Here is an 11,675-nt window from a genome sequence, read left to right as displayed (position 1 = left end):
CCCCCTGTTTTTAAACAACAAAATCCCTGCGCACGCCTTGGCTCGTGTGCAGGGACAATGCTTATTTGATGGGGAGCGGAAAGCCGTTAACGGTGAGTACGCCGCCTTCCCATGTGGTGTCCCATGTATTCTGTTCGCCCGAGCGGTGGCTGACCAGCCTGCCCAGCACAAGGCCCGCAGCCAGTTTCATCTGATGTGCGGCGCGGGCTTTTTCAATCAGTGCTTCCAGATTGGTAATTTCGAGGTGCCCGGAGGCGGAGGTGGCCGCCACATCGCCCGTCAGCGTGGCCTGACCATGCCCCTGTAGTTTGACCGTGCCCTCGGATGCCTCAAAGTTGCTAATGGTGGCATGGACCGCCGGAGCTGCCGTGCTGCGCCCACCTATGGCGCTCATGAGCGCAGGCAGTTCCGAAGTGGGGAGCGAAAACGCGGCACGCGCGGCGGAGGGCAGCAGTTGCTGGTTGGCTACGTTATGGAAGGCCAGACCGCTCATGCTCAGGGTGGCGGCACTGGTGCGTGGGGTAGCGGCCCCCTGTATCTGGTAGTGCGCGGTTGTGGCGGTCACATGGGCTGCACCGTGTTCAACCGTTGCGTTGTTCCATGTCAGGTCATAGCTGCCACCAGACTGAAGGCTGGCGGTCACCTGTTTGCCCTCATCCATCAGCCATTGTGTGCAGGCTGCGTTGTGCTGCCCGGTCATGGCCGATACCAGCAGCAGCGATGCAGCCTGTGCCAGGTCCTGCATGGCCTGCGGGCTGGAAGCCTGTCCGGCAAAAACCAGTTTTTTAACATGCAGGCTGGTGATCCCGCTTGGGGCGCGTACAGTCAGGTCATGGTAAATCAGGCCTTTGGGGGTGTCTTCCTCCGCACTGGCGCTAACGCTTGCACAGGTGGAGGGAGGGGCGGCTAGGGCGGTTTCTGCGGTGGCGATGGTGCAAAGACTCACGACCCCGAGAAGATGGAGGGAAAAAGGAGAGTTCTGCTTCATTTCGCAAGGAAGGTGCCGTAAGTAAAAATTACAGGCAACACAAGATTACCATGGAAGAGCCAGAACTGTGCGGTTTTTGAAGATTGACCCCTTTTTGCTGGGGCTGCTGGCCTCTGTTCTGCTGGCAACTGTTGTGCCGTGCCATGGGGCGGCGGTGCCTGTTTTTCACTGGCTGTCGGTGGCGCTGATCGCGCTCATGTTTTTTTTGCAAGGGGCGCGCCTGTCACGCAAGGCGGTATTGGACGGGATGGTGGCATGGAAGCTGCACCTGCTTATTCTAAGCTGCACTTTTGTCCTGTTCCCGCTGCTGGGGCTTGCAGCACACGCCCTGTTCCCCGGCCTGTTGCAACCAGATATCTGGATGGGTGTGCTGTTCCTGTGCTGCCTGCCATCCACGGTGCAGTCTTCCATTGCGTTTACTTCCATCGGTGGGGGTAACGTGCCTGCGGCGGTGTGTGCTGCTACGGCGTCCAACGTTTTTGGTATTTTTATTACGCCGGTGCTGGTGGGGCTGGTGCTCAGCCAGCATGGGCAGGCAACGGGCAATCCGCTGGATATTGTGTACCAGCTTTTGCTGCCATTTATTCTGGGGCAGGTGTTGCAGCCGTGGCTTGGCGCATGGGCACACCGGAACAAGAAGATGCTCTCTTTTTCCGATCGCGGTTCGGTGCTGGTTGTTGTTTATGCTGCCTTTAGCGATGCGGTCATGCAGGGGCTATGGCACCGCCTGCCTATGGCCGAACTGGGCATGATTGCGGTGGCCGATACAGTGCTGCTGTTTAGCGTGCTGGGCCTGACCATTTTTGGCGGTCGCCTGATTGGCCTGCCTTTGAAGGACGAAATTGCCGTGGTGTTCTGCGGCTCCAAAAAAACACTGGCATCCGGTGTGCCCATGGCCAATGTTCTGTTTCCGCCTGCATCCGTGGGGGTTATTGTTCTGCCGCTCATGCTGTATCACCAGATCCAGCTTTTTGTCTGTGCCGTGCTGGCCCGCAGGTTCGCACGGCTCCGTCAGGAGCAGGATGACGCTGCCGTAACGCCAGCGCAGTAGTCTGGCCAGGGCGGGTTTGTTTTGAATTTAGGCGAGGGGAGCGGGGTTGTGGCGGGTCTGGATCCTGAAGACTGGGAAGAACTGAAAGCTCAGGGCCACCAGATGCTGGATGATATGCTAGAGAGCATTCGCCACGTATCCCAAGGTCCAGTCTGGCAACCAATGCCGACGTCCGTGCGTGAAGGGTTCAGGGAAGCACCACTACCCGATGCGGGGCAGGAACTGGGGGCTTTGTACCAGCAGTTTACCAGCATGGTGCAGCCTTATGCCGTGGGTAACAGGCACCCGCGCTTTATGGGCTGGGTCCATGGGGGGGGCACGGCGCAGGGTATGCTGGCCGAAATGCTGGCAGCCGGGCTGAACGCCAATCTGGGGGGGCGTGACCACGCACCTGTTGAGGTTGAGCGCATGGTTATCCGCTGGGCGGCGGATATGTTCGGCTTCCCCCCCGAGGCCACCGGGGTACTGGTGACCGGCTCCTCCATGGCCAATTTTATTGCCATTCTAACCGCTACCCGCAACGTAGCAGGGGGTGCGGACCTGCGGCAGCAGGGCGTTGGTGGGCGCAGGCTGGTGGGTTATGCGGGGGAGAGTGCCCATGGCTGCGTAGCCCGCGCGTTTGATATGGCTGGGCTGGGCGAGCAGACGTTGCGGCGTGTGCCACTGGACGGCGCGTTCCGCATGGACATGAACGCTCTTGAGGCCATGATTACGCAGGACAGGGCTGCGGGGTTTGAGCCGTTCCTGGTCGTGGGAACGGCAGGGACCGTGGACACAGGCAGCATTGACCCGCTGAATGCGCTGGCTGATCTGGCCGGGCGCGAGGGGCTTTGGTTCCATGTTGATGGTGCCTTTGGTGCGCTGGTAAAACTGGCCCCCGACCTTGCTCCGTTGCTTGATGGGCTTGAGCGGGCGGACAGTCTGGCCTTTGACTTTCATAAATGGGCGCAGGTTCCGTATGATGCTGGTTGCGTACTGGTGCGTGAACCGGGCAGGCAGGCGGCAGCCTTTGCGCAGTCCCTCGCATATCTCTCGCGCGAGGACAGGGGACTTGCGGCCGGTGCCCCTTGGTTTTGTGATCTGGGGCCAGACCTCTCACGCGGGTTCCGCGCACTCAAGGTCTGGTTCGCGCTGGCCGGGTTCGGTACCCGGAAGCTGGGGCAGGTTGTAACCAGTTCCTGCACTTTGGCGCAGGGGTTGGCGCAGCAGGTACAGGCTATTCCATACTTGCAACTTTTAGCCCCTGTAACGCTGAATGTTGTGTGTTTTCGGGTCGTAACGTCAGATGTGGACGATCTTGACTGGCTGAATGGCGAACTGGTCAAGGATTTGCAGGTGAGTGGCGTTGTAGCCCCGTCCACAACCCGGATTGGTGGCGTGCTGGCCATTCGGGTGGCGCTGGTAAACCACCGTACCACCGAGGCGGATGTGGCAATCCTGCTAGACGCCCTGCATTCCTTTTTGGAGGTGCGACTGGCACATGTGAAGATGATGAAGGAAATGGCAAGTCTGGCGGGGGCTTAACCCCGCCTGCGCGTCCGCTTTTCATCAAACAGGGCGGAAAGGGACTGGAGCATGGTCCCGCCCAGTTCTTCCGCATCGGTAATGGTAACGGCCCGCTGGTAGTAGCGTGTTACGTCATGGCCAATGCCTATGGCGGTCAGTTCCACCGGGCTGCGGTTTTCGATCATGTGAATGACCTCACGCAGATGATCCTCAAGGTAGGATGCCGGATTGACCGAGAGTGTGCTGTCATCCACCGGAGCACCGTCGGAAATAACCATCAGGATCTTGCGTGCCTCAGGGCGGCTTTTAACGCGCCGCCATGCCCAGAGCAGGGCTTCGCCGTCTATGTTTTCCTTCAGCAGACCTTCACGCAGCATCAGGCCCAGATTGGTGCGTGCGCGCCGCCATGGCGTATCCGCCCCTTTGTAAACAATGTGGCGCAGGTCGTTCAGACGGCCGGGGTTTTCGGGCTTGTTGTTCTGCACCCATAGCTCGCGGCTCTGCCCGCCTTTCCATGCGCGGGTGGTAAAGCCCAGAATCTCCACTTTTACGCCGCAGCGTTCCAGCGTACGGGCCAGAATATCCCCACAGGATGCGGCAACAGAAATGGGGCGGCCACGCATGGAGCCCGAATTGTCGATCAGCAGGGTTACAACCGTATCGCGGAACTCGGTGTCTTTTTCCTGTTTGTAGGAGAGGGACAGGCGCGGGTTGACCACAATGCGCGAGAGCCTGCCCGCATCAAGCATGCCTTCCTCCAGATCAAACGACCAGGAGCGGGTCTGCTGCGCCATAAGGCGGCGCTGGAGCCGGTTGGCAAGGCGGGAGACAACCCCGTGCAATGTTGCAAGCTGGAGGTCCAACTGGTGCCGCAGGCGGGTCAGCTCCTCAGGGTCGCACAGGTCTTCGGCCAGAATTTCTTCATCAAAACTGGTGGTATAGGCGTGGTAGCCCTTGGCGGTCTGGCCTGCCTCTATCTCCTTGCGGTTGCCCGGTCCGGCAGCATCACCTGTGCCTTCGGCCGAACCCGATTCCTGCTCAACTTCTGGCGTGTTGTCCGCAGCATCGGCACTGCCCGCCATAAGTTGGGGTTCAGAGACCGCATCCGACATGTCGGGGGCAGCGCCGGATGTATCGTCCTCCTGCTCCGGCGGGGGCTGATCGCTCTCATCCTCGTTAGAGTCCGGGGCGCTGCCGGAGTTATCCTCCTCATCTTCCTGATCAGAGAGGGAGTCGTCATCCGTGAGCGCGCAGGCGGCCAGCAGTTTGCGGGTTGCGCGGGAGTAGGCCTTCTGGCTGTCCTGATCCGCGGCCAGCGTGTCCAGCGCGTCCAGTGCTGTTTGCGGCAGGGTCTGCTTCCACTGCTCCATAATGGCGCGAGCGGATTCGGGCAGGGGTTCGCCTGTCAGTTTTTCCCGTGCTAGCAGTTCCAGCCCTACAACGGGGGAAAGCTGGGCCGCATCAGTCATATGGTCCAGACCGGCGGCGCGGACTTCCTGCTCCAGCCTGTGGCGCAGGTTGGCGGCGACCCCTTTCATGTGGCGCGCACCTATGGCCTCCACACGGGCCTGTTCCAGTGCGTCATAGACCTCGCGGGCAATGGTGTCGGCCGGGCGGCGTGCGGTATGCAGGTCAAAATTGTGGTGTTTAAGCCGTAGCGCCTGCGCGTCGGCGGCACCGCGCAGGCGCTGGGTTTCCTCCTCGTTCAGGTTGAGGGAGGGGGAGGACAGGCGAATTTTCTCACCCAGACTGATCGGGGCCATGGGCATGTTGCCACTATGGAAGGAGACATCCGCCTCCTTCCGCCCGCCAAGGGCGCGCAGGGTTGCCTCCGTTGCCTGTTTAAAGGCATCGGCCCGCTTTTCCGCCTCCTCGCGCGAGAGGCGGATGGGTGTGTTGCCCGTATCCTTTGCCTGATCAGCCATAACGCCCCCTGTCAGTCTGTTTTATTTTTTCAGGTAGAGCGTTTGGGCAGGGGGCTGCTGTTGAAGCAGCGCTGGTAATACTCCGCCACCATGCCACGCTCGGCCTCATCACATTTGTTGAGGAATGTGACGCGGAAGGCAAAGGCCAGATCCTTGAAAATACGCTCGTTTTCCGCCCAGGCAATAACCGAGCGGGGCGACATGACCGTGGACAGATCCCCCGCCATGAACCCGGCGCGCGTAAGCCCGGCAAGTGCGACCATATTGTCAATTTTTTCACGCCCGGCCTTGTCATCCTCCGCAATGCCCAGACGGGAGCAGACAATGCCAACTTCCTGCTTGTGGGGCAGGTAGTTGAGCGAGGTCACAATGTTCCAGCGGTCCATCTGCCCCTGATTGATCTGCTGGGTGCCGTGGTACAGGCCCGTTGTATCCCCCAGACCGACTGTGTTGGCGGTGGAAAACAGGCGGAACCACGGGTTGGGGGTGATCACGCGGTTCTGGTCGAGCAGGGTCAGCTTGCCCTCCACTTCCAGAATACGCTGGATCACGAACATTACATCCGGGCGGCCGGCATCGTATTCATCAAACACCAGCGCGCAGGGGCGCTGCAGGCACCACGGTAACAGCCCTTCCTGAAACTCGGTGATCTGCTGGCCGTCCTTGACCACAATGGCGTCCTTGCCCACCAGATCTATGCGCGAGACGTGGCTGTCCAGATTGATGCGGATACAAGGCCAGTTCAGGCGGGCGGCAATCTGTTCCACATGGGAGGATTTGCCTGTGCCGTGGAAGCCCTGCACCATAACGCGGCGGTTAAATGCAAAGCCAGCCAGAATGGCCAGAGTTGTGTCGTGGTCAAACAGGTAGGCCGTATCAATCGGGGGAACATGCTCGGTCCGGAGCGAAAAGGCGGGAACCGTCATGTCGGAATCGATCCCGAACACATCACGGACGCAGACTTCCACATCCGGCACGGAAACCGCCGAAATGGGCGGAAGATCAAGAGCTGCTGTCTGGGGGCTGGTATCCGTCATGATTATCCGTCTGATCGTAAGGGGTTCAACATAAAACCGGCGGGGTGAGCCGGAGCAGGATACAGGATCAGCCTGCTTTTTCGAGTTCTTCCGTCTGCAGATGTGCCTTCACAATGGTGAAAGCAACGTTGATCTTTTTCAGACGTTCCTCCGCCGCAAGGTCACCCTGATTGGTGTCCGGGTGGTGCTTGCGGGCAAGGGCGCGGTAATGCGTCTTGGCGTCTGCCAGTGTCACTGGCCAGTCCAGCCCCAGAATGGCCAGTGGTTCACGCAGATGGGCAGGAATGCGCGGTTCCGCCTGCGCGCGGGCCCGATCGGCGCGGGCGCGGCGGTTCTGGCCCAGTATGTCCAGCGGGTCCAGAATATCCTCTTCATTGGGCATGGTGCGTTTGCCCGGCCCCGGGCCTTGCCCGAACGTCCATGTGGGCCGGTCCCAGCTTACATCAGCCCGCAGATGGGCTTCAATCTGGCCGGGGGACATGCCTTTGTAATAGTCCCACCGCGCATTATATTCACGCACATGCTCAAGGCAGAACCAATAATACTGGTTCAGGCTATCGCGGGAGCGAGGCGCGCGGTATCCTGCCGGACTTGTGCAGTCCGGCATGTCGCAGCAGCGCTGCGGCGCGTTAGGATCGGGATCAAACGCGCGGGGACGGGTGTTCCTTCGCTTCATCATTCATCGTTATTTGCGTTGCAAATGCTTTGGTCGCAAGAGGTGAGTTGCCATATGACCAGTCTTTCAGACTCCGCATCCTGTTCAGCGTCGGGGGCAACACGTGCCCAGCGGGCACGCAAAGTGCTGGAAACAGCGCTTTTTCCCACCAGACTGGACATACAGGACGAGAGCCACCGCCATGCCCACCACGTGGAGCAGACACGCGGCCCCAATGCGGGTGCGACGGAAACCCACTTCCGCCTTTACATCGTCTCCCCTGTTTTTGAGGGCATGAGTCGCGTGGCACGTTCGCGCAAGGTGCATGACCTGCTTGCCCCCGAACTGGCCGATGGTCTGCACGCTCTGGCCTTGACCCTGCGCACCCCGGCGGAAGAAGAGGCCGCTCCATGAGTGGGAGGGCATTCAGCCGCCGCGGCCTGTTTGCTCTGGCGCCCCTGTTCCTTGCAGCCTGTGCCACCACGCAACAGGGGGCAGGCAGGCCGCAGAGTGCCACGGTTAACCGGGTGGAATCCTATTTTCGCACGGTCAATCTACAGGATGCGCCGTTTACGCAGATATGGCCCAATGGAGCGAGTGGTAACGGGCTGATTACCTATCGACCGGGTTATCTGGACATGCGCTTTACCGCGCCGCACGATATGGAGCTGAAGGCATCCGGGCGTTCAGCCGTGTTTACAGATGCGCGGAATGGTTCGGAAACCCATATCGGGTTGGGTCATAGCCCGCTGGGGCTGCTGCTGGGCAACCCTGTGCGGCTGTCTGGCCCGGTTATGGTAACGGATGTTCAGCAGCCACCGGGCCTTGTCCAGATTTCTCTGACCAGAGCGGATAACCCTTCTCAAGGGCTGATCACGCTCCGTTTCAGGGATGAGCGAGGTGTATTAAGCCTGTATGATGTGCGCATTCTGGATGCGGAGCGCAAACTTACGCAAATTCGACTGGACCCTGCGTAAGTTCCACAGGGCTAAGGACGGATGGCGTGCTGCCGAACACAGTGCGCCATGCGGATTCCAGCGCAAGGTCCAGATCTTGCATGCTGGCTTTGATTCCCAGTTTTTCAAAACTGGTCACGCCATATTCACGGATGCCGCACGGAACAATGCCCTCAAAGTCCGGTAGGGCTGGGGCCAGATTGATCGCAACGCCGTGCCAGCTGACCCAGCGCGAAACGCGTACGCCAATGGCTGCGATTTTTTCCTCCCCCCCGGTCTGTGGGTTGACCACCCATACTCCCACGCGGCCTTCGCGCACCTCGCCACGGAGACCAAAGCTGGCGAGTGCGGTAATAATCCACGCTTCCAGAGCCTGCACATAAGCCCGCAGGTCACGTGCGGGTACGTTGCCGTGAGGGCGCTGGAGGTCCAGCATGGCATAGGCCGTGCGTTGCCCCGGCCCGTGGTAGGTCCACTGTCCGCCCCGGCCTGCATGGTATGTGGGGTAGCCTGATGGGTTGAACAGGTCCTCCGCCTTGGCCGATGTGCCCGATGTGTACAGAGGAGGGTGTTCAAGCAGCCATACACGTTCGGCTGCCTCGCCCGCCCGTATGGCCTTGGCTATCTGCTCCATTCTGCTCAGGGCGGCTGGGTAGGGCACCAGTTTTTTGCTTATTTCCCATAAAATTTGTTCTTTGGTCATTGCCGCCTGCTTATGGTTCGGTTATAGGGCTTCGTATCACACGGTATCGCCTTTTTTGATACCGTTTGTCACGTGCGGTCGTGGCGGAATGGTAGACGCGCAAGCTTGAGGTGCTTGTGGGGGTAAACCTCGTGGAAGTTCGAGTCTTCTCGACCGCACCAAATTTTTTCATGACAAAATTTGACGTTATGAACGGCAAAAGGCTGACGCCTTGAGCCGTTTTTTTCGTTTGCGTGCATTTTTCTGCAAATTGAGCGGGATTTGTCATATTCGCGCCGTTCTTTTGCTGTTTGTTGCAGTGTAGAAGCATGGTTGCAGTTATGTAAAAAAGGCCATGCCAGTCGGCCAGAGATACAAGGCACACTGTTGGCAGCCTTGATCTTTTTCCGACACTGGTTGGACACTGGGGCCGATAACCTCGTGTTTTTGGACAAGCCGGTTCGGATGGTCTTAGGTTTAACTTGATTTAAAGGTGTTATATTCGTGTCCAATCCCAAGCCTTTACGTAAAGCAGTCCTGCCAGTTGCGGGGCTGGGAACGCGCTTTCTGCCTGCCACCAAGGCCATGCCAAAAGAAATGCTGCCGGTCGTGGATAAACCCCTTATTCAATACGCCATAGATGAAGCACGAGCCGCGGGTATTGAGGAATTCTGCCTGATTACCGGCCGTGGCAAAGATTCCCTGATTGATTATTTCGATATCGCCTATGAGCTGGAAAGCACGCTCAAGGAACGCAACAAGGTAGATTGTCTGGAAGCGCTGGAACCCAGCAGCATTCAGGCTGGCTCCCTTATTGCCGTGCGTCAGCAGGAACCGCTTGGGCTTGGGCATGCCATCTGGTGCGCCCGTTCCTTTATCGGGGATGACCCGTTTGCCATTCTGCTGCCTGACGACATGGTGATGTCCAAAAAAGGCTGCCTGAAGCAACTGGCCGACGCTTATTACGAAACTGGCGGCAATGTGGTGGCCGTGTCCGAAGTGCCGCGTGAACACACCAACCGCTACGGTATTCTGGACACCGGCAAGGACGATGGCCGCCTTGTGGAAGTGAAGGGGCTGGTTGAAAAACCTAAACCTGAAGATGCACCGTCCAACCTGTCCATTATCGGGCGTTATATTCTCACGCCCGATGTCATGCCGCATCTCGCCAAGCTGGAAAAAGGTGCTGGGGGCGAAGTGCAGTTGACGGATGCCATGGCCAAAACCATTGGTCACGTTCCGTTCTTTGGTTTGCGGTATGAAGGCGTTCGCTACGATTGCGGCAACAAGCTCGGCTTCCTTGAAGCACAGATCGCTTTTGCGCTGGAACGGCCCGAACTGGCTGATGGTGTGCGCGAATTCCTTAAAAAATACGAAGGACAGAATTAATGTCGTTCGCTCATGACTTTGATGCCACAAGCCTGCGGGAATACGATATTCGCGGCATTGTTGGTAAAACCCTGAGTGCGAAAGATGCGTTTGCCATCGGCCGCACATTTGGCAGTCTTGTACGCCGCAATGGCGGTAAAACGCTGGTTGTGGGTTACGATGGCCGTCTGTCCTCCCCTATGCTGGAAGAAGCCCTTGTAAAAGGTGCTCTGGAATGCGGTCTGGACGTGACGCGCGTTGGGCGCGGGCCGACCCCCATGCTGTATTACGCATCGGCAACGCTGAATGCGGACGGGGCCATTATGGTGACGGGTAGCCACAACCCGCCCGACTACAATGGCTTTAAAATGATGCTGGCTGGCAAGCCGTTCTTTGGCGCCCAGATTCGTGAACTGGGGGATCTGTCCGCCAAGGGGAATGTGGTTGCGGCAGAGCAGGGGAGCGTGCGCACGATTGATGTGCGGGATGAATACGTCAAACGTCTTGTAAAGGATTATGACGGCGGCACGCGCAAGCTCAAGATCGTCTGGGATAACGGCAACAGTTCCGCTGGCGAAGTGCTGGAAAAAATGGTGGCGGTGCTGCCGGGTGAACACATTGTGCTCAATGCCGAGATTGATGGCACATTCCCGGCCCACCACCCCGATCCAACGGTCGCCAAAAATCTTGAGCAGCTTATTGCCGCAGTCAAGGACAACCACGCCGACCTCGGTATTGCCTTTGATGGGGATGCCGACCGGATTGGCCTTGTGGACAATAAGGGCGAAATCCTGTGGGGCGACCAGACTCTGGTCCTGCTGGCGCGGGACGTGCTTAAAAGCCATTCCGGGGCGACCATTATTGCCGATGTCAAAGCCAGTCAGGTGCTGTTTGACGAGGTAGGGCGTGCTGGTGGCAAACCGCTTATGTGGCGGACGGGGCATTCGCTCATCAAATCCAAAATGGCGGAAACCGGTTCCCCGCTGGCGGGGGAAATGTCGGGCCATATCTTCTTTGCCGATAAGTGGTACGGGTTTGATGATGCCCTCTACGCCGGTGTGCGTGTGCTCGGTATTGTTGCACGGTCGCATGAATCGCTGGCCGCTTTCCGCGAGGCGCTGCCTGCAACGCTTTCCACCCCCGAAGTACGCTTTGACTGTGATGACCATCGCAAGTTCAAGGTTATTGAGGAAGTGGCCGAACGCCTGCGCAAGGCTGGTGCGGATGTGTCCGAAATTGACGGTGTGCGCGTCAACACCACCGACGGCTGGTGGCTTTTGCGCGCATCCAACACGCAGGCCGTGCTGGTCGCACGGGCCGAAGGGCGGGATGATGCCGGTCTGGAACGGCTGAAGAGTGCTCTGGTGGAGCAGCTTGAACAGTCCGGTCTGGCCCGGCCAGATTTTTCGGGCAACAACGCCGGACACTAATATCCAGTTTTTCAGCTTGTCTGCTGCATACGGCCCGCTTAAAGCGGGCCGTATGTTTATTTGCAGGGCTGGGTGTT

At 58.8% G+C, this 11,675-nt stretch carries 11 protein-coding genes and 1 tRNA gene; 7 read left to right on the top strand and 5 right to left on the bottom strand.

Translation table 11 applies throughout. From position 1 onward, the window contains the following. Positions 1 to 61 precede the first annotated feature (61 nt). Positions 62 to 988, bottom strand: coding sequence for a hypothetical protein (locus tag GOB86_RS00740; RefSeq protein ID WP_194300998.1), 927 nt, complete (start codon positions 986 to 988; stop codon positions 62 to 64). A gap of 67 nt (positions 989 to 1,055) precedes the next feature. Between GOB86_RS00740 and GOB86_RS00735 the strand changes: the two genes are divergently transcribed. Together GOB86_RS00735 and GOB86_RS00730 are read left to right on the top strand one after the other, a co-directional pair. Further along, entirely contained in the window at positions 1,056 to 2,039 is a 984-nt protein-coding gene (locus GOB86_RS00735) for a bile acid:sodium symporter (protein ID WP_165990489.1), read from the top strand. Positions 2,040 to 2,087: 48 nt separating this feature from the next. Then, positions 2,088 to 3,563 (top strand): pyridoxal-dependent decarboxylase, encoded by a 1,476-nt coding sequence (locus GOB86_RS00730; RefSeq protein ID WP_165990488.1) that lies wholly within the window; start codon positions 2,088 to 2,090, stop codon positions 3,561 to 3,563. Here the strand turns inward: GOB86_RS00730 and cobT are convergent. The 3 genes from cobT to GOB86_RS00715 all read right to left on the bottom strand — a co-directional run bounded on the left by cobT (position 3,560) and on the right by GOB86_RS00715 (position 7,186). Further along, entirely contained in the window at positions 3,560 to 5,470 is a 1,911-nt protein-coding gene (gene cobT, locus GOB86_RS00725; protein ID WP_165990487.1) for a cobaltochelatase subunit CobT, read from the bottom strand. The two genes, GOB86_RS00730 and cobT, sit on opposite strands and share 4 nt — an antisense overlap. 29 nt (positions 5,471 to 5,499) lie before the next feature. Further along, entirely contained in the window at positions 5,500 to 6,507 is a 1,008-nt protein-coding gene (locus GOB86_RS00720; protein ID WP_165990486.1) for an AAA family ATPase, read from the bottom strand. Between the two features lie 67 nt (positions 6,508 to 6,574). Next, positions 6,575 to 7,186 (bottom strand): J domain-containing protein, encoded by a 612-nt coding sequence (locus GOB86_RS00715; RefSeq protein WP_165990485.1) that lies wholly within the window; start codon positions 7,184 to 7,186, stop codon positions 6,575 to 6,577. Positions 7,187 to 7,237: 51 nt separating this feature from the next. Here GOB86_RS00715 and GOB86_RS00710 point away from each other — a divergent pair, with 51 nt between their 5' ends. Next, positions 7,238 to 7,576 (top strand): BolA family protein, encoded by a 339-nt coding sequence (locus GOB86_RS00710; protein ID WP_165990484.1) that lies wholly within the window; start codon positions 7,238 to 7,240, stop codon positions 7,574 to 7,576. Next, positions 7,573 to 8,139, top strand: a complete 567-nt coding sequence (locus GOB86_RS00705; protein WP_165990483.1) for a LolA family protein — start codon at positions 7,573 to 7,575, stop codon at positions 8,137 to 8,139. The genes GOB86_RS00710 and GOB86_RS00705 overlap by 4 nt, the downstream gene beginning before the upstream one ends. On the opposite strand, the gene lipB is transcribed toward GOB86_RS00705, so the two are convergent. Then, entirely contained in the window at positions 8,111 to 8,821 is a 711-nt protein-coding gene (lipB, locus tag GOB86_RS00700) for a lipoyl(octanoyl) transferase LipB (RefSeq protein WP_165990482.1), read from the bottom strand. The genes GOB86_RS00705 and lipB overlap by 29 nt on opposite strands. A gap of 74 nt (positions 8,822 to 8,895) precedes the next feature. Here lipB and GOB86_RS00695 point away from each other — a divergent pair. From GOB86_RS00695 to pgmG, 3 genes are all read left to right on the top strand, one after another. Beyond that, positions 8,896 to 8,982 (top strand) — tRNA-Leu (locus tag GOB86_RS00695). Positions 8,983 to 9,304: 322 nt separating this feature from the next. Next, a complete protein-coding gene (gene galU, locus GOB86_RS00690) occupies positions 9,305 to 10,189 on the top strand; it encodes a UTP--glucose-1-phosphate uridylyltransferase GalU (protein ID WP_165990481.1) in 885 nt (294 codons plus the stop codon). Next, positions 10,189 to 11,598, top strand: a complete 1,410-nt coding sequence (gene pgmG, locus GOB86_RS00685) for a phosphoglucomutase/phosphomannomutase PgmG (protein ID WP_165990480.1) — start codon at positions 10,189 to 10,191, stop codon at positions 11,596 to 11,598. Before galU ends, pgmG begins: the two co-directional genes overlap by 1 nt. Positions 11,599 to 11,675 lie beyond the last annotated feature (77 nt).

The organism is Acetobacter lambici (genome assembly GCF_011516885.1).
In the GTDB taxonomy this organism is placed as follows: domain Bacteria; phylum Pseudomonadota; class Alphaproteobacteria; order Acetobacterales; family Acetobacteraceae; genus Acetobacter; species Acetobacter lambici.
Note: the sequence above shows the minus strand (reverse complement) of the source record. Positions and strands in the feature narration are given on the sequence as shown.

Bases quoted from the DNA above. Each gene is read 5' to 3' on its own strand.
- GOB86_RS00740 (WP_194300998.1), bottom strand. From the start codon at position 988: ATGAAGCAGAACTCTCCTTTTTCCCTCCATCTTCTCGGGGTCGTGAGT.
- cobT (WP_165990487.1), bottom strand. From the start codon at position 5,470: ATGGCTGATCAGGCAAAGGATACGGGCAACACACCCATCCGCCTCTCG.
- GOB86_RS00720 (WP_165990486.1), bottom strand. From the start codon at position 6,507: ATGACGGATACCAGCCCCCAGACAGCAGCTCTTGATCTTCCGCCCATT.
- GOB86_RS00715 (WP_165990485.1), bottom strand. From the start codon at position 7,186: ATGATGAAGCGAAGGAACACCCGTCCCCGCGCGTTTGATCCCGATCCT.
- GOB86_RS00710 (WP_165990484.1), top strand. From the start codon at position 7,238: ATGACCAGTCTTTCAGACTCCGCATCCTGTTCAGCGTCGGGGGCAACA.
- GOB86_RS00705 (WP_165990483.1), top strand. From the start codon at position 7,573: ATGAGTGGGAGGGCATTCAGCCGCCGCGGCCTGTTTGCTCTGGCGCCC.
- lipB (WP_165990482.1), bottom strand. From the start codon at position 8,821: ATGACCAAAGAACAAATTTTATGGGAAATAAGCAAAAAACTGGTGCCC.
- pgmG (WP_165990480.1), top strand. From the start codon at position 10,189: ATGTCGTTCGCTCATGACTTTGATGCCACAAGCCTGCGGGAATACGAT.